Origin of the sequence: Falsiroseomonas stagni DSM 19981 (assembly GCF_900114315.1) — a bacterium.
In the GTDB taxonomy this organism is placed as follows: Bacteria; Pseudomonadota; Alphaproteobacteria; order Acetobacterales; family Acetobacteraceae; genus Falsiroseomonas; species Falsiroseomonas stagni.
Genome location: NZ_FOSQ01000001.1, coordinates 694,915 through 718,655, shown reverse-complemented (window position 1 = coordinate 718,655; position 23,741 = coordinate 694,915). Strand labels below are relative to the sequence as shown.

Below are 23,741 nucleotides of genomic sequence, written 5' to 3'. Positions count from 1 at the left end.
ATCAGTCAAAAACCTCGCGGTCCAGGGTCCCGTTGGACCCTGGCGAGGGGGGTCCGGGGGGAGCAGCGCTCCCCCCGCCCGCCTACCCCGCCGAAACCCAGGGCGTGACCAGGTCCGCCGGCCCCAGCGGCCGGCTGCCGCGCACCATCGTGCGGTGCAGGCGCCAGGCGGCCGGGAAGGCGGCGCGGTGCAGGACGGCGCGATTGTCCCAGACCACCAGATCCCCCTCCCGCCAGCGATGGCGCAGCGTGATGGCGGGGTCCGTCGCCGCGCCCAGCAGGCGGTGCAGCAGCGCCGCGCCCTCTCCCTCCGGCAAGCCACGCACCCGCGCGGTGGTGTCGTGGTCCAGCACCAGCGCGCGCCGCCCCGTGGCGGGGTCGATCCGCACCAGCGGATGCACCACAGGGGCCAGGCCGGCGGCGCGGCCGCGGGGATGGGCGTGTTCCACCGCCAGATACTCGATCCGCTCCCGCAGATGGGGATCGAGCCGCGCATAGGCCGCGACCTGGGAGGCGAAGGCGATGACGCCACCCTCCGCCGGGATCGCCGCGGCGAAGAGGGCGGAATAGCGGCTGGGCTCCGCCGCCCAGGTCATGTGCGCATGCCACTGGGCGTGGCGGTCATCGGGCTCGTCCTGCTCCAGCACCACCTCCGGCAGGCCGGGCAAGGCGAGGCGGGAGAGCGGGTGGCGGGACAGGGTGCCGAGGCGCGCCGTGAAGGCCACCTGCTGCACGGGATCCAGCGCCTGGCCGCGCAGCACCACCACCTCATGCGCCTCCAGCGCCTGGCGGAGCGCGGCGGCGCCGGCCTCATCCAGGTCGCGCGTCACATCGAGGCCGAGGATCTCCACCCCGAAGGCGGGATGCAGGGGCCGCGTTTCCAGCCCGCGGGCGGACAGCGCGGCGGGGCGGGCATCGAGGATGGCGGCGGGGAGGGAGGACATGGCGGCGATGTTCCAGGCGGACATGGGGGGCGGCGGGGCGGGCGCGGCTGGAGCGTCAACACCCCTTGCGGATCGCGTCCCTGCAGCCCGGCATGAAAACCCCTCTTGCATCGTGGAATTCGGATACACCGCTTCGGGCCGCCGAGTCCACCATATCCGAGCGTCCGATCAAATAAAAACGACGCAATGACGTGTAACACTTGATATGGCGACCATGATCGTGGAACATCCGCCCATGGCTGAATTCCCCCCGCCGCGGCGGCCGCGCGCCGCGCCGCTCACCGACCGCCTCACGCAATTCCTGGAAGGTCCCGGCGCGCTGGCGTTGCGGGCGCTGCTTGTGATGGGCACCACCGCGGCGGCGCTGGCGGCACTCGGGCTGATCCGGCCGTGACCCAGGCCGCCGCCATCGCCGCCGCGGCGATGCTGGGCTGGCTGATCGCCATCCTCCTCACCGCCCCGCCGCCGGAGGAGGAGGAGGAGATGGGGGCGCTGCTGGCCGCGACCGTGGTCCTGTAGGCCACGCTTCCGTTGGGGCGGCGCCTCCCCTATCTCGCGCCAAACCGGGAAGGGCTTGGGCGGTGGTGAAGGTGGCGGGGGCGGCGCTGCTGGTGGCGGGTGGCGCGGCCTGGCTGGCGCAGGATGCGGGCTGGCGGCAGGGCGCGCTCTGGCTGCTGGGGGCGGCGCTGGGCCTCGCGCTGTTCCAGGCGAGCTTCGGCTTCGCCGGCGCCTTCCGGCGCCTGCTGGCGGAGGGGCGGGGCGCCGGGCTGCGGGCGCAGATGGTGCTGCTGGCGATCGCGACCCTGCTGATGCTGCCGGCGATCGACGCGGGCAGCCTGCTGGGCGCGCCGGTGCGGGGCTTCGTCTTTCCGACCGGCGTCGCGCTGCTGCTGGGCGCCTTCCTGTTCGGGATCGGGATGCAGATCGGCGGCGGCTGCGCCTCCGGCACGCTCTACACGGCCGCCGGGGGCCAGGGGGCGCGGATGTGGATCACGCTGGCGGCCTTCGTGGCGGGAGCGACCCTGGCGGCCTGGCAGCATGAGGCATGGGCGGGCTGGCCGGGGCTGGCGCCGCTGTCGCTGCCGGCAGCGCTGGGCCTCTGGCCGGCGGTCGGGCTCAGCCTGGCGGTCTTCGCGCTGGTCTGGGCCGCGTCCCGCGCGATCGAGCAGGCGCGGCATGGCGGGGTGGAACGCATGGCCTGGCGCCCCGCCGCCCCCTTCCCCGCCGTGCTGTGGCGCGGGCCCTGGCCGATGGCCTGGGGGGCCGTGGCGCTGGCGGGGCTGTCGGTGCTGACGCTGTTCCTGGCGGGGCGGCCCTGGGCGATCACCGCGGCCTTTCCCCTGTGGGGTTCGAAGGCGGTGGAGGCGCTGGGCTGGGACGATCCCGCCTTCTGGCCCTTCTGGGAGGACCCGACCCGGACGGAGGCGCTGCTGCGGCCGCTGCTGGCGGACCGGACCACGCTGATGGATCTCGGCCTCATGGCGGGCGCCTTCCTGGCGGCGGCGCTGGCGGGGCGCGCGGGGGGCTGGCGCTGGCCGAGGGCCGGGGAGGCCGCAGCCTCCATCCTGGGGGGGCTGCTGCTGGGGGTGGGGGCGGTGCTGGCCTCGGGCTGCAACATCAGCGCCTATCTTGGGGGCATCGCCTCCGGCAGCCTGCATGGCTGGGTGTGGATCGGGCCGGCGCTGCTGGGGAATGCGGTGGGGCTGCGGTTGCGGCCCCTCTTCGGCCTGGGGCGTGCGTGATACGGTGGATTTGACACCGTTAATTCGTGCATTGTAGCAACTGCCGAGGAACGACGCCGAATGTCGCCGGGGAATGAACCATGATCCGCATCACATTGGTCGCCGCCGCGCTGGCGGCGGGGCTGCCGCTGGCCGGGGCGCGCGCGCAGGCGCCGCTGGTGGCGGAAGGCTGCATCGGCTGCCATGGGCCGAATGGCGCCGGCGCGGGCGGGGTGCCGGCGCTTGCGGGGCGGGACCGGGCGGAGCTGGTGGCGCTGATGGCGGCCTTCCGGGCGAATGAACGCCCGGCCACCATCATGGGCCGCGTCGCCCGCGGCTACACGGAGGCCGAGATCGCCGCCGCCGCCGACCATTTCGCCCGCCTGCCGCGCTGAGGAACCGGACCATGACCCTCTCCCGCGGCGCGCTGCTGGGCGCCGCCGCGCTCCTCGCCACCCCGTCCCTGTCCCGCGCCCAGGGCCAGGCGCGGCTGCTGGTGGTGGGGGGCGGCTTCGGCGGTGCCTCCGCCGCCGCCTTCGCGCGCCGCCGCTACCCGGACCTGGCGGTGACGCTGGTGGAGCCGAAGACGCGCTTCGTCACCTGCCCCTATGGCAACCTCGTCATCGGCGGCGTGCGGCAGATGGGTGACATCACCCATGGCTATGACGGGCTGCGGGCCCGGGGCGTCCGCGTGGTGCATGACTGGGCCACGGGCATCGACGCGGCCGCGAAGCGCGTGCGGCTCGGCGGCGGGGAGACGCTGGCGTATGACCGGCTGATCCTCTCCCCCGGCATCGCGCTGCGCTGGGGCGCGATCGAGGGCTATGACGAGGCGGCATCCGAGCGCCTGCCCCATGCCTGGGTCCCCGGCGATGGCGCCCAGACCCTGCTGCTGCGCCGGCAGCTGGAGGAAATGCCGGATGGCGGGGTGGTGGGGCTGGCCATCCCCGGCAACCCCTTCCGCTGCCCGCCCGGCCCTTACGAGCGCATCAGCATGATCGCGGCCTACCTGAAGCGCCACAAGCCTCGGTCGAAGATCCTGGCGCTGGATGCGAAGGATGCCTTCAGCAAGCAGGGGCTGTTCCAGGATGGGTGGAACGCCCTCTATCCCGGCATGATCGAATGGGTGCCGGCCAACCGCGATGGCCGCGTGACGCGGGTGGATGCGGCGGAACGCGTGCTGGAGACGGAATTCGGCACCCGCCACAAGGTGGACGTCGCCAACGTCATCCCGCCCCAATCGGCCGCGCGCATCGCGATCGAGGCCGGGCTGACGGACCAGTCCGGCTGGGCGCCGGTGAACCCCGTGACCTTGGAAAGCCGGGTGGCGCCGGGCATCCATGTGGTGGGGGATGCCAACATCCCGGGGCCGATGCCGAAATCCGGCTACATCGCGAACAGCACCGCCAAGCAGGCGGTGGCGAGCGCGGTGGCGTCGCTGCGCGGCGAAGCGCCTCCCCAGGCCCTTTACTACAACACCTGCTACAGCCATGTGGGCGAGGATTACGGGATCTCCATCGTCGGCATCTTCCGCCCCAATGCGGAAGGCACGGCGATCGTGGAGGTGCCGAATTCCGGCGGCGTCTCCCCGCGGGGGGATCTGCCGGAACAGCGGCGGCTGGAGGCGACCTATGCCGACAGCTGGTATGAGAGCATCACGAAGGACATGTTCGCCTGATGAACACCCCCCTGCCCCGGCGCGCCGCAATCGGCCTGCTGCTGCTGGCGCTGCCCGGCGCGGCGGTGGCGCAGGAGGATGCGGTGGCGGCCGCGATCCGGGAGCAGGTGGGCGACACGCCGGCCACCGAGGGCGGCATCACGCTGCGCGCGCCCCCGGTCGCGGAGAATGGCGGCCAGGTGCCGGTGACGGTGCTGGTGGAAAGCCCGCAGACGGCGGAGGCGCATGTGACCGCCATCCATGTCTTCGCCACCCGCAACCCGACGCCGGGGGTGGCGAGCTTCCGGCTGACGCCGCTGATGGCGCGGGCGGAGGTGCAGACGCGCATCCGCCTGGCGGAGGACCAGCGGATCATCGCCGTCGCGACGATGAGCGACGGCACGGTGCGGCGGACGGCCGCCGAGCTGCGCGTGACGACCGGGGGGTGCCTCTCGTGACCCTCGCGACACCGCGCATCCGCGTCCCGCGCAGCGCCCGGGTGGGGGAGGCGGTGGAGATCCGCGCCCTGATGGAACACCCGATGGAGACGGGGCTGCGCCAGGATGGCGGCCGGACGGCGCCGCGGGACATGCTGCAGCGGCTCACTGTCTCGGTGAACGGGGCGCTGGCCTTCCAGGCGGAATTCCGCAACGGGACCTCCGCCAACCCCTACCACGTGTTCTTCCTGAAGCTGGACCGCACCAGCGAACTGGTCTTCACCTGGACCGATGAACAGGGGCGCAGCGCGCGGGCGCAGGCCAGGGTCACCGTGGGGTAGAAGGGGCGGCTGAATCCGGCCTGGAAGGCCGCTTCCTGCCGCCAAGCCTTGCGTTCGCGCGGCCCTTAAGCTAGGCGTCCCCCGGCGTCGGCACCCCTGGAGGCCGGCGCTTTTCTTTTCAAAGGAGCCTGGCAATGGTCCAGACAGTACGGATCGAGGCCGTGGCGCGCGAGCACGCAGGTAAGGGGGCAGCACGCGCGACCCGCCGTTCGGGGCTTGTCCCCGGTGTCGTCTATGGCGCCAAGCAGGAGGCGACGCTCGTGTCGCTCGACCCGCGCGACGTCATGAAGGAACTGACCAAGGGTGGCTGGCAGTCGCACCTCTATGAGGTTGCGGTGAAGGACGGCCCGACGGAGCGCACGATCATGCGCGACGTGCAGTTCGACCCGGTGACCGACCGCCCCATCCATGTCGATTTCCAGCGCGTCGCCCCCGGCGCCCGTATCCGCGTGCGCGTCCCCGTGACGTTCCTGCATGAGGACACCTCCCCCGGCATCAAGGCCGGCGGCGTCCTGAACGTGGTGCGGCGCGAGGTCGAGGTGATGGCCGAGATCGACAAGGTCCCGGACAGCTTCCAGATCGACCTGGCCGCAGCCAAGGTGGGCGAGAGCCTGCGCTGGTCCGCGATCAAGGACAATTTCGGCGCCCGCCCGGTGATCGTCGGCCGCGACTTCGTCGTGGCGACCGTCGCCGCGCCGACGACCGATGAGTCGCTGACGCCCGTCGTCGCCGCGCCGGTGGCGGACCCGAAGGCCAAGGGCAAGGGCGGCAAGGCTGCCCCCGCCAAGGCCGCGCCGGCCGCCGCTGCCAAGCCGGCCGCGCCCGCCAAGAAGAAGTAAAACCCGACCGGGGCCGCCCCGCCAGCAAAGGCGGGGCGGGCCCGGCCTTTTGTCTCGACGCAGGGGCCGGCCCGCCCGGCCCCGCTGGCGGAGGATGTCGTGGCGCTGCTGTGGGTTGGCCTCGGGAATCCGGGGCAGGAACACGCCAAACAGCGCCACAACATCGGCTTCATGGCGATGGATGCCATCGCCCGCCGCCACGGCTTCTCCGCCTGGCGCAAGCGCTTCAAGGGGCTGGTGGCCGAAGGCGCGATCGGCGGCACCAAGGTGCTCGCCCTGAAGCCCGAGACCTACATGAACGCCAGCGGCGATTCCGTGCAGCAGGCTGCCGCCTTCCTGAAACTGGCGCCGTCCGATGTCTGGGCCTTCCATGACGAGCTGGATTTGGCGCCGGGCAAGGTGCGGGTGAAGAAGGGCGGCGGTGCCGCCGGCCATAACGGCCTGCGGGACATGCAGCGCGCCTTCGGCAGCCCGGATTTCTGGCGCGTGCGGCTCGGCATCGGGCATCCCGGCCACAAGGACCGGGTGCATGGCCATGTGCTGGGCAATTTCGCCAAGGTCGATACCTGGGTGGAGCCGCTGCTGGACGCGGTGGCCGATGCCGCGCCGCTGCTGGCCGGCGGCAAGGCCGAGGATTTCATGACGCGCGTGGCGCTTCTGACGCAGCAAGGACCAGCGTGATGGAAAACGACGAAGCCATGTTCGGCGGGGATTTCGGCGGCCCCGGCCCCGAGGATTTCGCCAATGGCGCCGCGGCGCTGGCCGCGGGGCTGATCCGCGAAGCCCAGGCGCTGGCCCAGGCGGCGGCCGCGCTGCGCGCCACCGGCAACCCCAACCCGCCCGGCGTGGCGGCGGCGGAGCCGATTTCCGATGTGCGCCGCCTGCGCATGGTGCTGCACACCGCCGGTGAGGCCGCCTTGCGCGCCGCCCTCGCGCTCGATGCCGCGGCGCTGCTGGCGGAGAACCGCAGCCCGCAGGAACACGCCATCCGCATCGCCGATGCCGCCAAGCGCGTCGGCCTGCCGGCGGGGACGCTGGCGCCGCTGCTGCGTTCCGCGGCGCTCGATTTCCGCACCGATGACGCGGCGGCGCGCATCGCCGCCTCCACCCTGGCCGCCGATCTCTGCGCGCTGCTTTCTCAGGAATCCTGATCCCATGGGCTTCAATTGCGGCATCGTCGGCCTGCCCAATGTCGGCAAGTCCACCCTGTTCAACGCGCTGACCGCGACGGCCAGCGCCCAGGCCGCCAACTACCCCTTCTGCACGATCGAGCCGAATGTGGGCCGCGTGGCGGTGCCGGACCCGCGGCTTGGCGTGCTGTCGAAGATCGGCAAGTCGCAGAAGATCATCCCGACCAGCCTGGAATTCGTGGACATCGCCGGGCTGGTGCGCGGCGCCTCCAAGGGCGAGGGGCTGGGCAACCAGTTCCTGGCCAATATCCGGGAGGTGGATGCGATCGTCCATGTGCTGCGCTGCTTCGAGGATGACGACATCACCCATGTCGAGGGCAGCGTCGATCCGGTGCGGGATGCGGAGACGGTCGAGACGGAGCTGATGCTGGCCGACCTCGACAGCCTGGAGAAGCGCGTCATCGGGCTGCAGAAGCGCGCGCGCGGCGGCGACAAGGAAGCGACGGCGCAGATGGCGCTGATCGAGCCGATCCTGGCGGCGCTGCAGGAAGGCCGCCCCGCCCGCACGGCGATCCCGAAGGGGGAGGAGGAGGCGGTGCGTCGCCTCCAGCTCATGACCTCCAAGCCCGTGCTCTATGTCTGCAATGTGGAGGAGGCCTCCGCCGCCAGCGGCAATGCGTTCAGCGCGCGGGTGTTCGAGATGGCGAAGGCGCAGGGGGCCAAGGCCGTCATCGTCTCCGCCGCCATCGAGGCCGAGATCAGCCAGATGGCGGATGCGGACCGGGCGGACTTCCTGGAGTCGCTGGGCCTTGCCGATAGCGGGCTCGATCGCATCATCCGGGCGGGGTACGAACTGCTCGGCCTGATCACCTATTTCACGGTGGGGCCTAAGGAGACGCGGGCCTGGACCATCATCCGCGGCACCAAGGGGCCGGGGGCGGCGGGCGTCATCCATGGCGATTTCGAGCGTGGCTTCATCGCGGCGGAGACCACGGCCTATGATGACTATGTCTCGCTGGGTGGCGAGCAGGGCGCCAAGGAAGCGGGGAAGATGCGCGTCGAGGGCAAGGAATACGTGGTGAAGGACGGCGACGTCCTGCTGTTCCGGTTCAACGTTTGAGGGGATTGCGCAGGTAGCGGAGACCCCCACCCCGACCCTCCCCCGCAAGCGCGGGGGAGGGAGTATGGGACGCTCCCTCCCCCGCGCTTGCGGGGGAGGGCTGGGGTGGGGGTTTGGGCCGCCTCGCTATGCCGCCAACCCGCGCTTCCTGAGCAGCGCATCCACCGCCGGCTTGCGCCCCCGGAACCCCACATAGAGATCCATCGGGTCCTTCGTATCCCCCGCCTCGAACACCGCCTTCAGCCGCGCGGCGAGATCGGCGTGGAAGGGGTCGCCCGCTTCCTCGAAGGCTTCGAAGCCGTCGGCGTCCAGTACTTCCGCCCAGAGGTAGAAATAGTACCCCGCCGCGTAGCCGCCGCCCGCGAACAGATGCCCGAAATGGATCGGGCGGTGGCGCAGCCCGATCGCGTCGGGCATGTCGATCTCGCGCAGGAAGTCGCTTTCGAAAGCCGCGAGATCGAGCGTTTCCGGCGATGCCACGCGGTGCAGCGCCAGGTCGATGAGGGCGGAGGAGACGTATTCCACCGTCGCGAAGCCCTGGCCCTCATTCCGCGCCGCCAGCAGCTTTTCCAGTAGCGCCTCCGGCAGCGGCTCGCCCGTCTCGACATGCTTCGCGTAGCGGCGCAGCACGTCGGGGACGCTCAGCCAGTTCTCCATCACCTGCGAGGGGAACTCGACGAAATCGCCGAGCACCGCGGTGCCGGATTGCGACGGGTAGCGCGCCGTGCTCAGCAGCCCGTGCAGCGCGTGGCCGAATTCGTGAAACAGCGTGCGGGCATCGTCGAAGGACAGCAGCGTGGGCGATGCCTTCGCCACGTTGTTGTTGTTGACGATGATGGGGGAGACGCGGCCATCCAGCGCATCCGCCACGCGGAAGCTGCTCATCCAGGCGCCGGACCGCTTGCCGGAGCGCGCGAAATTGTCGAGCAGGAAGACGCCGCGATGCGCGCCATCCGCGTCCGTCACCTCGAAGGCGCGGACATCCTGGTGGTAGCGCGGGATGTCGGCGCGTTCCTCGAAGCGGATGCTGAAGAGGCGCTTCGCCGTGTCGAAGACCGCCGCCAGCATGGCGTCCAGCGCGAAATAGGGCTTGAGCGCGCCGGCATCGATGGCGTGCTTCTGCTGGCGGGCGCGTTCGGCCCAGAAGCGCCAGTCCCAGGCCTCGATCGGGTCGTTGTGGCCGGCGGCGCGGGCCATGGCGGCCAGTTCCTCGCGCTCCGCCGCCGCGCGCCGCTTGGCGGGTTCCCAGGCCGCGCGCAGGAGGCCCTCCGCCGCTTCGGGCGTGCGCGCCATGGTGTCCACCAGCCGGTATTCCGCGAAATCGGCGTGGCCGAGCAGCCGGGCGCGTTCCGCCCGGAGCGCCAGGATTTCCTTCACCAGGGCCGCATTGTCGCGGTCGGGATGCAGGGCGCCGCGGGCGACCCAGGCGCGCCACGCCTTCTCCCGCAGCGCGCGCTCGGTCGAGAAGGTCAGGAAGGGCTCGACGGAGGAGCGCGCGAGGGTGATGACGTAGCCCTCCGCGCCCCGTTCCTTCGCGGCCTCCCGCGCCGCCTGGACCAGGCTGTCGGGCAGGCCGCCGAGCTGGTCCGGCGCCAGTACCATCTGCCAGTCATTCTCGTCCGCCAGCACGTTCTGCCCGAAGCTGGTGTGCAGCGTGGCGAGGCGGGTGGAGAGTTCCGTCAACCGGTCGCGCGTCGCCTGGTCCAGCGCCGCGCCGGCCCGCACCAGGCCCTGGTAGCGGCGCTCCAGCAGGCGCTTCTGGTCGGGGGCGAGGGCGAGCGTGTCGATCCGCGCATGCAGCGCCGCGACGCGGCTGAAGATGCCGGGGTCCAGCGCGATGGCGGATCGGTGGCGCGCCAGCTTCGGCGCCCAGTCCCGCTCCACCGCCTGCAATTCGGGCGTGGCCTGGCTCAGGGTGAGGTTGAAGAAGACGGAGGCGATCCGCGTCAGCATCCCGCCGGCGCGTTCCAGCGCCTCCATCGTGTTCGCGAAATCGGGCGGCGCGGGGTTGTCGCCGATGGCGGCGATTTCCGTCAGATGGGCTGCCAGCGCGGCATCGAAGGCCGGGGCGAAATGCCCGGCCCGGATCAGGTCGAAGGGCGGCACGCCGAAAGGGGTGGTCCAGGGGCGGAGGAGCGGGTTCTCGGTCATGCCTCATTTGTGGGGTGCCGGCCCGCACGGGTCCAGGCCTACTCGACAGGATCGCGCGATCCGCTAGCGTCACCACCAAGCATACCGGGACGGAACGTGACCATGCAGCGCAGCGAAACCCGCATCCTGACCACCCATACCGGCAGCCTGCCCCGGCCGGCGGCGCTGACGAAGCTCTATGCGCGGCGCGTGCGGGGCGAAGCGGTGGACCCCGCGGCGATCGAGGCGGAAGGGCGCGCGGCACTCCAGGGCATCATCCCGAAGCAGATCGAAAGCGGGCTCGACATCATCAACAATGGCGAGCAGCAGCGGGAAAGCTTCGTGCTGTACCTCCGCCACCGGCTCAGCGGGCTGGGGGACAGCAGCAGCCGCACGGGCTGGGCGGACCTTGATGCCTATCCCGACTACAAGGCGCAGCTGAAGGAGTTGGCCAGCAAGCAGGAAGCCGTGACCAACACGGATTTCCTGCCCGCCGCGATCGGGGAGGTCCGCTACCTCGACCCCGCCGCCGTCAACGACGAATGCACGGATTTCCGGACCGCGCTGGCGGCGCATTCCGGCAGCTACGCGGAGGCGTTCCTGACCGCGCCATCGCCCGGCATCATCGGCTCCATCGTGCAGAACCGCCACTATGCGACGGAGGAAGCCTATCTCGCGGCGCTCGGCGATGCGCTGAAGGTCGAATACGAGGCGATCGTCGCGCAGGGCTTCGTGCTGCAGCTGGATTGCCCCGACCTGGCGCTGGAACGGCATTGTTCCTATCGCGACCGGCCGCTTTCCGACTTTCTCCAGTTTTGCGAACGTGTGATCACGGCGATCAACCGCGCCATCGCCAACATCCCGCGGGACCGCGTACGGCTGCATGTCTGCTGGGGCAACTACGAAGGCCCGCATGACCATGACGTGCCGCTGGAGGACATCCTGCCCATCGTCACGCAGGCCAATGTCGGCGGCTTCGTGCTGCCCTTCGCCAACCCGCGCCATGCGCATGAATACAAGATCTTCGAACGCAAGCCGCTGGCGGAGGACCAGATCCTCGTCGCCGGCGTGCTCGACACCACCACGAACTTCATCGAGCACCCGGAAGTGATCGCGGACCGGATCGAGCGCGTGGCGCGCGTGATGGGCGATCCGCGCCGCGTGCAGGCGGGCACGGATTGCGGCTTCGATACCTCCGCGGGGCGTGGCCGCGTGGCGAATGACGTGGTCTGGGCGAAACTGAAGTCGATGCGCCAGGGCGCGGAGATGGCCTCCGCCCGGCTGTTCAGGAGCTGATCGCGATGTGCTGGTTCTGCATGGGCCCCGACGCGCAGCTGGGCTTTCACGCCGAGATCGTCGAGGAGGACGAGGAGGAGGCGCCGGTTCAGGAAACCGGCGCACCCACCGCTTCCAGCCCCGCGCGCGCCACTTCCATGTCATCGGAATAGTGGCCGCCGGAGACGCCGATGGCACCGATCATCTGGCCCTCCTCCATCACGGGATAGCCGCCGCCGAAGATGACCAGGCGCGGCGTGTGGGTGATGCCGTGCAGCAGCGGCGGGTCGTTCTTGATGAAGTCCCACCAGACATGTGTGGCGATGCCGAAGGAGGACGCCGTCCAGGCCTTGTCCTGCGCGATCTGGATGGCGAGATGCGCGGCGCCGTCCATGGCGTGGAAGGCCTTGAGCTGGCCGCATTCATTCACGACGGCGATGCACATCGCCTTCTTGAGGTCGCGCGATTTCGCGATGGCGGCCTCGATCATCCGCTGCGCGGTGTCGCCATCGATGCTGCGCTTGATGATGGACATCTGCGTTCCCCCTACACCGCCCGCGCGGCAACCTGAGCTTCGACCAGCGCGACGGCCACGCGGCGCGGCGCATAGGCATCGCCGACGAGGTGCGTGCGCTCCACCCCTGCCCGCTTCAGCGCCTCCACCAGGCCGTTGCGCGATTGCGCCTGGCCAATCCAGAGCAGCGCGGCGCAATCCTCCACCCAGCCTTCCCGCCCCGTGAGGTAGTGGCGCAGCACCACCGCGCCGCCCTCGATCCGGACGGGGGCCATGGAGGTGCGGAATTCCGCGCCGGCCTTGTCGAGTTCGCGGAGAGTCGCGATGCGCGACACCATCGGCAATTCGCGGAAGGGTTCGAAGAAGCGCGTCGTGACCATCAGTTTCCCGAGCGACGCCACGGCTTCCGCGATGGCGGCGGCCCAGTAGTAGCCATCCTCATCCATCATCAGGATGCGCCCCGCATTGCCGCCGCGCAGCGAGGCGAGGTCGCCGATAGAGGTCGGCGCAAGCACCGGAACGCTGCCATCGCCGGGCAGCGACGGCGCCACGGCCTGCGCGCCCGTCGCGACGATCACGGCGTGCGGCTGCTCCGCCACGATTTTTGCGAGAGTCGCTTCCTCGTTGAGGCGCAGTTCGACACCGGCGCGCTTCAATGCGCCTTCCTGGAACAGGGTGAGGTGCCGGACCTCGCCGCCCAGCGGGAAGTGGCTGGCGTCGCGGAACTTGCCGCCGAGCACGGCATCCCGTTCGAACAGCACCACGCGATGGCCGCGATCGGCGGCGGTGCGCGCGGCTTCCATCCCCGCGGGGCCACCGCCGACGACGACGACGGTGGAACGCACGGCCTGCTTCAGCTTGCCGAAAAAATGCTCCCGGCCGGCGAGCGGATTGGTGGAGCAGCCGATCGGCTCGCCGCTGGAAATCCAGTCCCAGCACTGGTTGCAGGCGATGCAGCGGCGGATTTCGGCGGCACGGCCGGTTCGCGCCTTGTTCGCCCATTCGGGATCGACGATCAGCGCGCGGCAGAGACCCACCATGTCGCCATCGCCGGATGCGATGATGCTCTCCGCCTGTTCCGGCGTCTGCACGCGGGTGGATTGCACCACCACGCAATCATCGCCCACCGCGCGCTTCACCGCGGCCTGGATGCCCCGGTAGGATTCCTGCGGCCAGTGGCGGTCCGGCAGATGCGTGTCGATGGTGTTGAAGTTGCCCTGGCTGAGGGAGACGTAGTCGCAGAGACCTTCACGGGCGAGCCGCGCCGCGATCTCGCAGGCCTGGTCGGCATCGATGCCGCCATCGGTGAATTCCTCCACCGCCAGGCGATAGCCGATGATGGCGCGGTGGCCGATGCGGCGGCGGACGCCCTGCAGGATCTCGGTCGGGAAGCGGAGGCGATTCTCCAGGCTGCCGCCGTAGCGGTCATCGCGCTTGTTCGTGTAGGGGGAGACGAACTGGCCGATCAGATGGCCCTGCGCGCCATGCACCTCCACGCCGTCCGCGCCGGTCTCCATGGCGTTGAGCGAGGCGGAGACGAAGGCTTCCACCATCTGCTCCACCTCCACCGTCGTCAGCGCATGGGGCGTGCCGCCGGAGCGCGGGCAGGGGATGGCGGAGGGGGCGAGCAAGGTGCCGACGCGGCGGCCGAGATGCTGGCGCCCGCCATGATTCATCTGGAAGACGAAGAGCGCGCCGGCCTTGTGCACCTGGTCGACCAGGCGGCGCAGGCCGGGAATCGGGCCGCGGTCGAACAGGGGAATGGCCTGCGGCGTCACCGCATCCCCGGGATGCACCCGCGCGGCCTCGCTGACCACCACGCCCGCGCCGCCTTCGGCAACGGTGCGATAGAAGGCCAGCATACGGTCGCCGACGCGATTCTGCTCCGCGAGGTTGGAGGTGGTGGCGACCCGCATCACGCGGTTGCGCGACGTCGCCGCGCCGATCCGCACCGGCGTGAACAGCCTTGGAAAAGCCTGAACGCGTCCGCCGTCCATGCGCCGGATGTCCTCCCGATTGACGCCACCCTATGGCCATCGGGTTGTCCGGACAAGGTAGCTTGCGCGACTGGCGGGTATCGCGCGATGCTGCGCGCGGGAAGAAACGACACCGGGAATGCCATGGCGCGTCTCGACGCAGCGGTCAGCCTGTTCTGGGTCCTGCTCGGCATCGCGCTGTGCTGGAGTTCGATGGGGCTTGGCTTGAGCGACCCGAGCGGACCGGCCTCCGGCTTCTTTCCCTTCCTGGCGGGGCTGCTGGTGCTGGGCGGCGGAGTCGGGCTGCTGCTGCGCCATGTCGTGACCGGCGGCCAGCCGGCGCCCGGGGAGGAGATCGCCCCGCAATTCTGGGAGGCACCAGGCGCGCCCTTCCGCACCGCCGTGCTGATCGTCGTCGTCGGCGGCATGATCGTGGCGGTGCCCTGGCTGGGCTTCGCGCTGGCGGGCGCGGTGGGGCTGCCCATCCTGTTCCGCGTGATCGCGCCGGACAAATCCTGGGTATCCGCCATCGTCACCGGCATCATCGCCGCCGGCGGCATGCATCTGCTGTTCGCGGTCGCGCTCGGCACGCCGCTGCCGCGCGGCCCCTTCGGGTTCTGACGCATGGATCCGATCAGCGGCCTGCTGGCGGGGTTCGAGGTCATCCTGACCTGGCAGAACATCCAGTTCATCTTCATCGGCAGCGTCATCGGCACGCTGATCGGCGTGCTGCCGGGCATCGGGCCGCTGGCGGCGCTGTCGCTGCTGCTGCCGGCGACGGTGGCGCTGCCGCCGGTGGGCGCTGTCGCGATGCTCTGCGCCATCTTCTACGGGTCGATGTATGGCGGATCGATCACCTCGATCCTCGTAAACATCCCCGGGGAGGCCGCTTCCGTCGTCACCTGCCTCGATGGCTATGCCATGGCGAAGCAGGGGCGCGCGGGGGCGGCGCTCGGCATGGCGGCGCTGGGGTCCTTCATCGCGGGCACGGTCGGCATCGTGGTGCTGTGCCTGGCGGCGCCGATGCTGGGCGCCTTCGCCATCCGCATGGGACCGCCGGAATATGCCGCGCTCATGCTGCTGGGCCTGGCCTGCACCATCCTGATGATCCAGGGATCGGCGCTGAAGGGCGCGATCATGATCGGGCTCGGCGCCTGGCTCGCCGCCATCGGCATGGATATCGTGACGGGCGAATTCCGCTTCACCGCGGGCAGCGTCGACCTCTCCGCGGGTATCGAGTTGCTGGCCGTGGTGATCGGGCTGTTCGGCGTCTCGGAGATCCTGCTGAATGTGGAGCAATCCGCGCGCGGCATGGCGGTGAAGGCGAAGCTGTCCAATCTGTGGCCGACGCGCGCCGACTGGAAGGCGTCCTGGGCGCCGATCCTGCGCGGCACGGGGCTCGGCTTCGCGATCGGGCTGCTGCCGGGCGGCGGGCCGGTCACGGCGTCCTTCCTCTCCTACGCCGTGGAGCGTCGCGTGGGTAAGAACCCCGAGACCTTCGGCAAGGGACGGATCGAGGGCGTGGCGGGGCCGGAGGCCGCGAACAATGCCGCGGTCTCGTCGGGCATGATCCCGCTGCTCTCGCTTGGCATTCCCGGCAATGCGGTGACGGCGCTGCTGATGGGCGCGCTCATCATCAACGGCGTGCAGCCCGGCCCGACCATGATGATCGACCGCGCCGATGTCTTCTGGGGCGTGATCGCCAGCCTCTATATCGGCAATGTCTTCCTGCTGGTGCTGAACCTGCCGCTGGTGGGGCTGTGGGTGCAGTTGCTGCGCGTGCCCTATGCCGTGCTCTTCCCGGCCATCCTGCTGCTGGCCCTCGTCGGCACCTATTCGGCCAACCGGAACCTGTTCGACCTCTGGGTCATGCTTGGCTTCGGTGTCGTGGGCTGGGCGCTGCGCAAATTCGGCTATGAGCTGGCGCCGCTGGTGCTGGCCTTCGTGCTGGCGCCGCTGCTGGAACAGTCGCTGCGCCAATCCATGGTGATGTCGCCCGACGGGGCGATGATCTTCCTCCAGCGCCCGCTGGCCGCGGTGATGATCGCCGCCGCCGTCGGGGTTCTTCTGCTGGTGGTCTTCAAGCGCAAAACAACAACCCTTGTGGGAGGAACAGCATGACCATCACCCGACGCGGATTGATCGCCACTGGCGCCGCACTGCCCTTCGCCGGCGCCGCCATGGCGCAGGAAACCCATCCCGCGCGCGCCGCGCTCAATGCCATCAAGCCCGCGGGCTATCCGCGGGAGCCGATCGAGATGGTCGTCGTCTATCCCGCCGGCGGCGGCATGGACATCACCGGCCGCGTCGTGCAGCGCTTCTTCGAGCGTGTGACCGGCGAGCGCAGCTTCGTGAACAACCGCACCGGCGGCGCGGGCCTGGTCGGCCACACCTGGCTGGCGACGCAGGCGCCGAGCGACGGGCATGCCGTCGGCATCATCGCGAACCTCGTGATCTCCGACGCCGCGCGGTCCCAGGGCCGCTGGCAGGTCAGCGACCTCGACCACATCGCGCATCTGAACGCGGAACCGCTGAACCTGATGGTCAATGCGGACGGCCCCTTCAAGACGGGCGGGCTGCGCGGGCTGCTGGAAGCGGCGCGGGCACGCCCCGGGACCATCCGCGTCGCGAATGTCGTCGGCGGCTACTACGAATACCTGATCGAGCAGCTGGAACAGGCCAGCGGATCGCGCTTCCTCAAGGTGCCGTTCCAGGGCGGTGGCCCCGGCATCACCGCGCTGCTCGGCAACAATGTGGACCTCGCCTTCGGCTTCTTCGCGGAGGTGCGCGGCCACATGCAGGGCAACCGCCTGCTCCCCATCGCCGTGACGGGCCGCCAGCCCACCGCCTTCCTGCCGGAAACGCCGACGGTGAACAGCGTGATCGGGCGGGACGACGTGAACTGGGGCGTCAGCCGCTGGATCGCGGTGCCGAAGGCGGTGCCGGCGGATCGCAAGGCCTGGCTGGCCGCGGCCTTCCGCGCCGCCGTCGCGGACCCCGCGCTGGTGGAGGAATTCCGCAACCTCGGCGCGCTGCCGGATCCGGCGCTGAACTCGCCGGCCGCGCTGAACGCCGCGGTGGCGCAGATGGCGGAAGCCGAGCGCGCCTACCTCGTCGCCTCCGGCCGGGTTCCGCGCTGACCATGGTTGATGTGTTGGGGTGGCGCGGCTGCTTCGGGGTGGTCACGCCCTCCACCAACACGGTGGTGCAGCCGGAGTACGACACGATGCGCCCGCGCGGCATCACGAACCATGTCGCGCGGATGCACATCGCCAATGATGCGCTGAACAGCGATGCCGATTTCAACACGCTGATCAGCCGCATCGATGCGGCGTTGGAAGGCGCGCTGGAACGCGTGCTGACGGCGCAGCCGGATCGCATCGTGCTCGGCATCTCCGCCGAGAGCATCTGGGGCGGCGGCCTGGCTGCTGCCCGCGCGATCCAGGATCGGGTGGACCGCATGACCGGCGGCCTGCCCTTCACCCAGGCGGCGGATGCGCTGCCGGCGGCGCTGAAGGCGCTGGGCATCACCGGCCCGGTCGGGCTGGTGACGCCCTACTTCCCCGTCGCCCACAGCCATCTCGTCAACTACCTGGCGGAGATCGGGTGCGAGGTGGTGGCGGCCAGGCATCTGCAACGCCCCTCCCCCGTCGGCATCGGCCTCACGCCGCTCGCCACGCTGCGGGAGGCGATCAATGAGGTGAACCGGCCGGAGGTCCGCGCCATCATCCAGTTCGGCGCCAACCTGCCCATGATGCACCTGGCGGCGCAGGCGGAGGCCTGGCTCGGCAAGCCCGTCATCGCCATCAATGCCGCGACCTACTGGCACGCGCTGCGCAGCCACGGGATCACGGACCGCATCACGGGCTGCGGGCGCCTGCTGGAGGAGCATTGAGCATGGCCACCAACGAGCAACGCCTGGCCGCGCTGGGCGTCACGCTGCCGCCGCCCTTCCGGGACGAGGCGAACCGCGTGCGCGCCCTGCGATCCGGCATCCATGTCTACATGAGCGGGCATGGGCCGCTCGGCGAGGGCAATGTGCCGCTGGTCGTCGGCAAGCTCGGCCGCGAACTCTCCATCGAACAGGGGCGGGAGGCCGCGCGGATCACCGGCCTCTGCTGCCTGTCCACCTTGCGGCACTATCTCGGCACGCTCGATCCGGTGGTGCGCTGCGTGCGCGTCATGGGCTTCATCAACTGCGCGCCCGGCTTCAACCGGCCGTCGGAGGTGCTGCACGGCTTCTCCGACCTCATGGTCGATGTCTTCGGGGAGGGCGGGCGGCATTGCCGCTCCGCGATCGGGGTGGCGGAGCTCTATTCCGACATCCCGATCGAGGTCGAGGCGCTGTTCGAACTGGGTTGACCCGCCAGCCCGGGCTGCGCGGTGACGCGGCCGCAGGGCGCGATCCTCCAGGCCCATGGGAACCAGGTCGCCGCGGGCTTCCTGCGGCTGCATGTTCGGGCGGTGCGGTGGATGAGACGGAGATCGCCTTCAAGCGGGCGAAGGCGGCCGATCAGGGTTCAGAGAAGGCGCAGCGGGCCGTCATTCTTCACCTCCTCCATCACGGCGTAGGTCCGCGTCTCCTTCACGCCGGGCAGGCTGAGCAGGACCTCCCCCAGGAAGCGGCGATAGGCGGCCATGTCGGCCAGGCGCGCCTTGACCAGGTAGTCGAAGCCGCCGGCGACCATGTGGCATTCCAGCACCTCCGGCGCGCGGGTCACGGCCTCCGCGAAGCGGGCGAAGGCGTCGGGGGTGGTCTTGTCCAGCAGCACCTCCACAAAGGCCAGCAGGCCGAGGCCGAGCTTCTGGGGATTCAGCCGCGCGGCGAAGCCCAGGATATAGCCCTGGGTCACCAACCGTCGAAAACGTTCGCTGGTGGCGGCGGGGGAGAGGCCGATGCGCTCCGCCAGCTCCGCATTGGTGATGCGGCCGTCGCGCTGGAGGATGTCCAGCAGGCGGAGGTCGGTCCTGTCCAGCACCGATGATCCTTCGGGTCAATGGCTTGTCCGCCGCTGATCCTATGGCGAATGGCGCAAAACGCCAGATGGTGATCCGGCACACCCGCCCCTAGCCTTCGGGCGCCGAGACGGAGCCGCCGCCATGCCCTTTGCCGATCTGCTCGCCGATGCGCCCCACCGCGATGCGCTGCGCCGCGCCGTCACCGCCGCCACGCGGCGGGCGGAGACGGCCTGCCTGCCGCCGCTGATAGAGGCTGCGCGGCTGGCGCCCGCGCTCCAGGCGGAGGCGACGGCGCAGGCACGGGACCTGGTCACCACGCTGCGCGCCCGTCCCCGCAAGGGCGGCGTGGAGGCGCTGGTGCAGGAATTCTCGCTCTCCTCGCAGGAGGGTGTGGCGCTGATGTGCCTCGCGGAGGCGCTGCTGCGCATCCCGGACGACGCGACGCGGGATGCGCTGATCCGCGACAAGATCGGCGGTGGCGACTGGGCGGCGCATCTCGGCCATTCGCAGTCGCTCTTCGTCAACGCGGCCACCTGGGGGCTGGTGGTGACGGGGCGGCTGACGACGACCGCGACGGAAGGCGGGCTCGGCGCGGCCCTGACGCGGCTGGTGGCGAGGGCCGGGGAGCCGGTGATCCGCCGCGGCATGGACATGGCCATGCGCATGATGGGGGGGCAGTTCGTTCGCGGCGAGACGATCGAGGAGGCGCTGAAGCGCGCCCGCGCGATGGAGGCCAAGGGCTTCCGCCATTCCTTCGACATGCTGGGGGAGGCAGCGATGACCGCCGCCGACGCCGCGCGCTACCTGGCGGCCTATGAGGGCGCGATCCACGCCATCGGCCAGGCGAGCGCCGGACGCGGGATCATCGAGGGGCCGGGCATCTCCATCAAGCTCTCCGCGCTCCATCCCCGCTACAGCCGCGCGCAGCGGGCGCGGGTGATGGCGGAACTGCTGCCGCGGCTGCTGGCGTTGGCGCGGCTGGCGCGGCGCTACGACATCGGCCTCAACATCGATGCGGAGGAAAGCGAGCGGCTGGAGCTGTCGCTCGACCTGCTGGAGGTGCTCTGCGAGGACCCGGCGCTGGCGGGCTGGAACGGCATCGGCTTCGTCATCCAGGCCTACCAGAAGCGCGCGCCCTTCGTCGTGGACGTGGTGGCCGAGATGGCGCGGCGGACGGGCCGCCGGATGATGGTACGGCTGGTGAAGGGCGCCTATTGGGACAGCGAGATCAAGCGCGCCCAGGTGGATGGCCAGGCCGACTTCCCGGTGTTCACGCGCAAGGTCCATACGGATGTGTCCTACCTCGCCTGTGCGAAGCGAATGCTGGCGGCGCCGGATGCGATCTTTCCCCAATTCGCCACGCACAACGCGATGACGGTCGGCGCCATCCACGCCATGGCGGGGCCGGATGCGGATTACGAATTCCAGTGCCTGCATGGGATGGGGGAGCCGCTCTATGAGGCGGTGGTGCAGCGGCTCGGCCGCGCCTGCCGCATCTACGCGCCGGTCGGCACGCACGAGACTCTGCTGGCCTATCTGGTGCGGCGGCTGCTGGAGAACGGCGCCAATTCCTCCTTCGTCAATCGCATCCATGATCCCGCGGTGTCGGTGGAGGCGCTGCTGGAGGATCCCGTCGCCGTGGCGTCGTCGCTTACCCCGGTGGGCCGCCCGCATGATGGCATCGCGGCGCCACACGCGATCCTGGGCGATGGGCGCGCGAACAGCGCGGGGATGGATCTGGCGGATGAGGACACGCTGGAAGCCCTGGCCGCGACGCTGCGCGCCGGCCTTTCGGGAGTCGGTGACGCGCCGCGCAGCATGATGAACCCCGCCGATACGCGTGACGTGGTCGGCACAGTGCGCGACGCGATGCCCGATGCCGGGCAGGCCGCGATCGCCACCGCCGAGGCCGCCGCGCCGGGATGGGAAGCAAAGCCTGCCGCCACGCGCGCGGCCATGCTGGAACGCGCCGCAGACCTGATGGAGGCGCGCATGCCCGCGCTGCTCGGCCCCATTGTGCGGGAGGCCGGCAAGTCCCTGCCCAACGCCATCGCGGAGGTGCGGGAGGCCGTGGATTTCCTGCGCTACTACGCCGCGGAAGCGCGCGGGCTGGCAGGCAGGCCGCTCGGCCCCGTCGCCTGCATCGCGCCGTGGAATTTTCCGCTCGCCATCTTCACCGGGCAGGTCGCGGCGGCGCTGGCGGCTGGCAACGCGGTGCTGGCGAAGCCGGCGGAGGAGGTGCCGCTGATCGGCGGAACCGCGGTGGCGATCCTGCATGAGGCCGGCGTGCCGCGGGAGGTGCTGCATCTGGTCGTGGGCGACGGCACGGTCGGCGCGGCGCTGGTCGCGGACGCCCGCGTGCAGGGCGTGATGTTCACGGGATCGACGGCGGTCGCGCGCCTCATCAACCGCGAACTCGCGAAACGCCTCGGGCGGGACGGGCTGCCGGTGCCGCTGGTGGCGGAGACGGGGGGCCAGAACGCGCTGGTCGTGGACAGCTCCGCCCAGCCGGAACAGGTGGTGGCGGATGTGCTGGCCTCGGCCTTCGACAGCGCCGGCCAGCGCTGCTCCGCGCTTCGGCTGCTGTGCCTGCAGGATGACGTGGCGGACGGCATCATCGCGATGCTGAAGGGCGCGATGGCGGAGCTGCGCGTCGGGCGGCCGGACCGGCTGGACACCGATGTGGGACCGGTGATCTCCGCGGAAGCGCGCCAGGGGTTGCTGGCGCATGTCGCCGCGATGCGCGACGCGGGCCACGCGGTGCATGCGCTGCCGCTGCCGCCGGAGTGCGACCAGGGGCATTTCGTCGCGCCGACGCTGATCGAGATCGATCGCGTGGCGTCGCTGACGCAGGAGGTCTTCGGCCCCATCCTGCATGTGCTGCGCTTCCGGCGCGACGGCATGGACCAGCTGCTCCGCGACATCGCCGCCACCGGCTATGCGCTGACCTTCGGCGTCCATTCCCGCATCGACGAGACCATCGACCGCCTGGTGGAGGCCGCGCCGGCGGGCAATGTCTATGTCAACCGCAGCATCATCGGCGCGGTGGTGGGCGTGCAGCCCTTCGGCGGGCATGGGCTGTCCGGCACCGGACCGAAGGCGGGCGGGCCGCTCTATCTGCCGCGGCTGGTGCGCGCCGCGCCGCCGCCGCATGGCGGGGCACCGACGCTGGCGGCGGCGCGTTTTCTGGCCTGGCTGCGGGCCGAGGGCCATCATGCGGCGGCCCGCTTCTGCGCTGGCGCCATGGCCGCCTCGCCGCTCGGCATCGACCATCTGCTGCCCGGGCCCGTCGGGGAGAGCAACCGCTACCGCACGGAGCCGCGCGGCCGCATCCTGGCCGTGCCCGTCACGGAGGAAGGCGCCTGGCGCCAGGTCGCGGCGGCGCTCGCCACCGGCAATGCCGTGCGCGTGGTGGCGCCCGCATCCTTCCGCCTGCCGTCCGGCCTGGTCGAGCGGATGGAGACGCTGGACGCAGCGGATTGCGCCGCCGTGGCGGCGAAGGATTGCGCCGCCGTGCTGGCGGAAGCGGAAGGCGCAGCACTGGTCGCGTTGGCGACAGCGGTCGCCGCGCTGGACGGCCCCATCCGCCCCGTCCTGGTGCTGCGCCCTGGCAGCGATGCCGCGGCGTTGGGGATGCTGGTGGCGGAGCGCGCCATCAGCACCAACACCGCCGCGGCCGGCGGCAATGCGAGCCTGATGAGCCTCGGCTAGGGACCCACCTTGCTGATCTGCTCCATGCCGGGCTGATAGGGGAAGGTCGCGCGCCAATGCTCCGCGATCTCGATCCGGCGCGCGACCCAGACACCCTCGAACTTCCCGATATGGTCGAGGAAGCGCATGAGCCCCGCCGCGCGGGCGGGATGACCGATGGAGCGGAGATGCAGGCCGCAGGACATCATCCGTGGCATCGTCCTGCCCTCCGCATACAGCATGTCGAACTGGTCGCGGAGGAACTGGAAGTAGTCCTCCGACGTGCCGAAGACGCCGCGGCCGAACTTGCTGTCGTTGGTCACCAGCGAATAGGGCACGATCAGCTGCGGCTTGCCGTCCTGCAGCACCCAGTAGGGGATCTCGTCATTGTAGCAGTCGCTGTCGTAGCGGAAGCCGCCTTCCTCCACGAGCAGCCCGCGCGTGTGGATGCTGGGTCCATAGCGGCAGTACCAGCCGAGGGGGCGGGAGCCGAGCGTCTTCTGCAGGCTCTCCACCGCCAGGCGGATATGCTCCCGCTCCTGCTCCTTCGTCAGCTTGTAGTGTTCGATCCAGCGCCAGCCATGGCAGCAGATGTCGTGCCCGGCCTCCCGGATCGCGGCCGCCGCGGGCGGGTGGCGTTCCAGCGCCAGCGCGCAGGCGAAGATCGTCATGGGCAGGTTGCGTTCGGCGAAGAGCCGCATGATGCGCCAGAAGCCGACGCGGACGCCGTATTCGAACATGCCCTCCGCCGCCAGGTCCCGGCCGCCGGCGGGCACGACATTGGCCGCGCTTTCCGTCAGCGTGGCCTCGGAGAATCCGTCGCCATCCAGCAGCGAGTATTCGGACCCTTCCTCGTAGTTCATGACGAAGTTGATGGCGATGCGCGCGCCGCCCGGCCATTGCGGGTGGGGCGGGTTGCGGCCGTAGCCGATGAGATCCCGGGCATAGGGACCGGTGAGGGCCGAGGACATGGGCGTGGCTCCGTGGTCGTGGCGCCATCATGCCGTAA

Annotated in this window: 24 protein-coding genes; 18 read left to right on the top strand and 6 right to left on the bottom strand. The window is 70.6% G+C overall.

Translation table 11 applies throughout. From position 1 onward, the window contains the following. Positions 1–82: 82 nt before the first annotated feature. Positions 83–943, bottom strand: a complete 861-nt coding sequence (locus tag BM041_RS03365; protein ID WP_175533696.1) for a TauD/TfdA dioxygenase family protein — start codon at positions 941–943, stop codon at positions 83–85. 235 nt (positions 944–1,178) lie between these two features. Here BM041_RS03365 and BM041_RS30410 point away from each other — a divergent pair, with 235 nt between their 5' ends. The 11 genes from BM041_RS30410 (at position 1,179) to ychF (ending at position 8,188) form a co-directional block, all read left to right on the top strand. Continuing rightward, positions 1,179–1,337, top strand: a complete 159-nt coding sequence (locus BM041_RS30410) for a hypothetical protein (protein WP_175533695.1) — start codon at positions 1,179–1,181, stop codon at positions 1,335–1,337. Beyond that, a complete protein-coding gene (locus BM041_RS31740) occupies positions 1,334–1,462 on the top strand; it encodes a hypothetical protein (protein WP_281244493.1) in 129 nt (42 codons plus the stop codon). Before BM041_RS30410 ends, BM041_RS31740 begins: the two co-directional genes overlap by 4 nt. Before the next feature lie 62 nt (positions 1,463–1,524). Next, positions 1,525–2,685, top strand: a complete 1,161-nt coding sequence (locus BM041_RS03355) for a YeeE/YedE family protein (RefSeq protein WP_092955435.1) — start codon at positions 1,525–1,527, stop codon at positions 2,683–2,685. 80 nt (positions 2,686–2,765) lie between these two features. Further along, on the top strand, positions 2,766–3,059 hold the full coding sequence (locus BM041_RS03350) for a c-type cytochrome (protein WP_217648599.1): 294 nt from the start codon (positions 2,766–2,768) through the stop codon (positions 3,057–3,059). A gap of 11 nt (positions 3,060–3,070) precedes the next feature. Beyond that, complete coding sequence (locus BM041_RS03345; protein ID WP_092955432.1) at positions 3,071–4,342, top strand: NAD(P)/FAD-dependent oxidoreductase; 1,272 nt, start codon at positions 3,071–3,073, stop codon at positions 4,340–4,342. After that, positions 4,342–4,779: a thiosulfate oxidation carrier protein SoxY gene (locus tag BM041_RS03340; protein ID WP_092955429.1), complete on the top strand. Its 438-nt coding sequence runs from the start codon at positions 4,342–4,344 to the stop codon at positions 4,777–4,779. Before BM041_RS03345 ends, BM041_RS03340 begins: the two co-directional genes overlap by 1 nt. Continuing rightward, positions 4,776–5,099: a thiosulfate oxidation carrier complex protein SoxZ gene (soxZ, locus tag BM041_RS03335; RefSeq protein WP_092955426.1), complete on the top strand. Its 324-nt coding sequence runs from the start codon at positions 4,776–4,778 to the stop codon at positions 5,097–5,099. Before BM041_RS03340 ends, soxZ begins: the two co-directional genes overlap by 4 nt. A 134-nt stretch (positions 5,100–5,233) precedes the next feature. Then, positions 5,234–5,938: a 50S ribosomal protein L25/general stress protein Ctc gene (locus BM041_RS03330; RefSeq protein WP_092955423.1), complete on the top strand. Its 705-nt coding sequence runs from the start codon at positions 5,234–5,236 to the stop codon at positions 5,936–5,938. A gap of 105 nt (positions 5,939–6,043) precedes the next feature. Continuing rightward, entirely contained in the window at positions 6,044–6,619 is a 576-nt protein-coding gene (pth, locus tag BM041_RS03325; RefSeq protein WP_092957420.1) for an aminoacyl-tRNA hydrolase, read from the top strand. Then, a complete protein-coding gene (locus BM041_RS03320) occupies positions 6,619–7,089 on the top strand; it encodes a hypothetical protein (RefSeq protein ID WP_092955420.1) in 471 nt (156 codons plus the stop codon). The genes pth and BM041_RS03320 overlap by 1 nt, the downstream gene beginning before the upstream one ends. A gap of 4 nt (positions 7,090–7,093) precedes the next feature. Then, positions 7,094–8,188, top strand: a complete 1,095-nt coding sequence (gene ychF / locus BM041_RS03315) for a redox-regulated ATPase YchF (RefSeq protein ID WP_092955417.1) — start codon at positions 7,094–7,096, stop codon at positions 8,186–8,188. A gap of 126 nt (positions 8,189–8,314) precedes the next feature. Here the strand turns inward: ychF and BM041_RS03310 are convergent, their stop codons facing one another. Continuing rightward, entirely contained in the window at positions 8,315–10,339 is a 2,025-nt protein-coding gene (locus tag BM041_RS03310; protein WP_092955414.1) for a M3 family metallopeptidase, read from the bottom strand. 102 nt (positions 10,340–10,441) lie between these two features. Here BM041_RS03310 and BM041_RS03305 point away from each other — a divergent pair, with 102 nt between their 5' ends. Then, positions 10,442–11,614: a cobalamin-independent methionine synthase II family protein gene (locus BM041_RS03305; protein WP_092955412.1), complete on the top strand. Its 1,173-nt coding sequence runs from the start codon at positions 10,442–10,444 to the stop codon at positions 11,612–11,614. A gap of 88 nt (positions 11,615–11,702) precedes the next feature. Here BM041_RS03305 and BM041_RS03300 read toward each other — a convergent pair whose 3' ends face one another. Both BM041_RS03300 and BM041_RS03295 read right to left on the bottom strand, forming a co-directional pair. Then, positions 11,703–12,128 (bottom strand): GlcG/HbpS family heme-binding protein, encoded by a 426-nt coding sequence (locus BM041_RS03300; protein ID WP_092955409.1) that lies wholly within the window; start codon positions 12,126–12,128, stop codon positions 11,703–11,705. Positions 12,129–12,139: 11 nt separating this feature from the next. After that, entirely contained in the window at positions 12,140–14,104 is a 1,965-nt protein-coding gene (locus tag BM041_RS03295) for an oxidoreductase (protein ID WP_092955406.1), read from the bottom strand. 123 nt (positions 14,105–14,227) lie between these two features. Between BM041_RS03295 and BM041_RS03290 the strand changes: the two genes are divergently transcribed. The 5 genes from BM041_RS03290 to BM041_RS03270 are packed head-to-tail and all read left to right on the top strand — an operon-like array spanning position 14,228 to position 18,445. Beyond that, positions 14,228–14,704 (top strand): tripartite tricarboxylate transporter TctB family protein, encoded by a 477-nt coding sequence (locus BM041_RS03290; protein WP_175533694.1) that lies wholly within the window; start codon positions 14,228–14,230, stop codon positions 14,702–14,704. A gap of 3 nt (positions 14,705–14,707) precedes the next feature. Beyond that, positions 14,708–16,204 (top strand): tripartite tricarboxylate transporter permease, encoded by a 1,497-nt coding sequence (locus tag BM041_RS03285; protein ID WP_092955400.1) that lies wholly within the window; start codon positions 14,708–14,710, stop codon positions 16,202–16,204. Beyond that, complete coding sequence (locus BM041_RS03280; protein ID WP_092955397.1) at positions 16,201–17,223, top strand: Bug family tripartite tricarboxylate transporter substrate binding protein; 1,023 nt, start codon at positions 16,201–16,203, stop codon at positions 17,221–17,223. The genes BM041_RS03285 and BM041_RS03280 overlap by 4 nt, the downstream gene beginning before the upstream one ends. Positions 17,224–17,225: 2 nt before the next feature. Next, positions 17,226–17,978, top strand: a complete 753-nt coding sequence (locus BM041_RS03275; RefSeq protein ID WP_092955394.1) for a maleate cis-trans isomerase family protein — start codon at positions 17,226–17,228, stop codon at positions 17,976–17,978. Positions 17,979–17,980: 2 nt separating this feature from the next. After that, on the top strand, positions 17,981–18,445 hold the full coding sequence (locus BM041_RS03270) for a RidA family protein (RefSeq protein ID WP_092955391.1): 465 nt from the start codon (positions 17,981–17,983) through the stop codon (positions 18,443–18,445). Positions 18,446–18,603: 158 nt separating this feature from the next. Here BM041_RS03270 and BM041_RS03265 read toward each other — a convergent pair whose 3' ends face one another. Continuing rightward, positions 18,604–19,062, bottom strand: coding sequence for an Lrp/AsnC ligand binding domain-containing protein (locus BM041_RS03265; protein WP_456303952.1), 459 nt, complete (start codon positions 19,060–19,062; stop codon positions 18,604–18,606). A 121-nt stretch (positions 19,063–19,183) separates the two neighbouring features. Here BM041_RS03265 and putA point away from each other — a divergent pair, with 121 nt between their 5' ends. Then, the gene (putA, locus tag BM041_RS03260) at positions 19,184–22,753 is read left to right on the top strand and encodes a bifunctional proline dehydrogenase/L-glutamate gamma-semialdehyde dehydrogenase PutA (RefSeq protein WP_092955387.1); all 3,570 of its coding nucleotides are present in this window, start codon (positions 19,184–19,186) and stop codon (positions 22,751–22,753) included. Here the strand turns inward: putA and BM041_RS03255 are convergent. Next, a complete protein-coding gene (locus BM041_RS03255) occupies positions 22,750–23,703 on the bottom strand; it encodes an allantoinase PuuE (RefSeq protein ID WP_217648598.1) in 954 nt (317 codons plus the stop codon). The two genes, putA and BM041_RS03255, sit on opposite strands and share 4 nt — an antisense overlap. Positions 23,704–23,741: the final 38 nt, after the last annotated feature.

Bases quoted from the DNA above. Each gene is read 5' to 3' on its own strand.
- BM041_RS03365 (WP_175533696.1), bottom strand. From the start codon at position 943: ATGTCCTCCCTCCCCGCCGCCATCCTCGATGCCCGCCCCGCCGCGCTG.
- BM041_RS30410 (WP_175533695.1), top strand. From the start codon at position 1,179: ATGGCTGAATTCCCCCCGCCGCGGCGGCCGCGCGCCGCGCCGCTCACC.
- BM041_RS03350 (WP_217648599.1), top strand. From the start codon at position 2,766: ATGATCCGCATCACATTGGTCGCCGCCGCGCTGGCGGCGGGGCTGCCG.
- BM041_RS03345 (WP_092955432.1), top strand. From the start codon at position 3,071: ATGACCCTCTCCCGCGGCGCGCTGCTGGGCGCCGCCGCGCTCCTCGCC.
- BM041_RS03340 (WP_092955429.1), top strand. From the start codon at position 4,342: ATGAACACCCCCCTGCCCCGGCGCGCCGCAATCGGCCTGCTGCTGCTG.
- BM041_RS03330 (WP_092955423.1), top strand. From the start codon at position 5,234: ATGGTCCAGACAGTACGGATCGAGGCCGTGGCGCGCGAGCACGCAGGT.
- BM041_RS03320 (WP_092955420.1), top strand. From the start codon at position 6,619: ATGGAAAACGACGAAGCCATGTTCGGCGGGGATTTCGGCGGCCCCGGC.
- ychF (WP_092955417.1), top strand. From the start codon at position 7,094: ATGGGCTTCAATTGCGGCATCGTCGGCCTGCCCAATGTCGGCAAGTCC.
- BM041_RS03310 (WP_092955414.1), bottom strand. From the start codon at position 10,339: ATGACCGAGAACCCGCTCCTCCGCCCCTGGACCACCCCTTTCGGCGTG.
- BM041_RS03305 (WP_092955412.1), top strand. From the start codon at position 10,442: ATGCAGCGCAGCGAAACCCGCATCCTGACCACCCATACCGGCAGCCTG.
- BM041_RS03300 (WP_092955409.1), bottom strand. From the start codon at position 12,128: ATGTCCATCATCAAGCGCAGCATCGATGGCGACACCGCGCAGCGGATG.
- BM041_RS03295 (WP_092955406.1), bottom strand. From the start codon at position 14,104: ATGGACGGCGGACGCGTTCAGGCTTTTCCAAGGCTGTTCACGCCGGTG.
- BM041_RS03290 (WP_175533694.1), top strand. From the start codon at position 14,228: ATGGCGCGTCTCGACGCAGCGGTCAGCCTGTTCTGGGTCCTGCTCGGC.
- BM041_RS03285 (WP_092955400.1), top strand. From the start codon at position 14,708: ATGGATCCGATCAGCGGCCTGCTGGCGGGGTTCGAGGTCATCCTGACC.
- BM041_RS03280 (WP_092955397.1), top strand. From the start codon at position 16,201: ATGACCATCACCCGACGCGGATTGATCGCCACTGGCGCCGCACTGCCC.
- BM041_RS03275 (WP_092955394.1), top strand. From the start codon at position 17,226: ATGGTTGATGTGTTGGGGTGGCGCGGCTGCTTCGGGGTGGTCACGCCC.
- BM041_RS03270 (WP_092955391.1), top strand. From the start codon at position 17,981: ATGGCCACCAACGAGCAACGCCTGGCCGCGCTGGGCGTCACGCTGCCG.
- putA (WP_092955387.1), top strand. From the start codon at position 19,184: ATGCCCTTTGCCGATCTGCTCGCCGATGCGCCCCACCGCGATGCGCTG.
- BM041_RS03255 (WP_217648598.1), bottom strand. From the start codon at position 23,703: ATGTCCTCGGCCCTCACCGGTCCCTATGCCCGGGATCTCATCGGCTAC.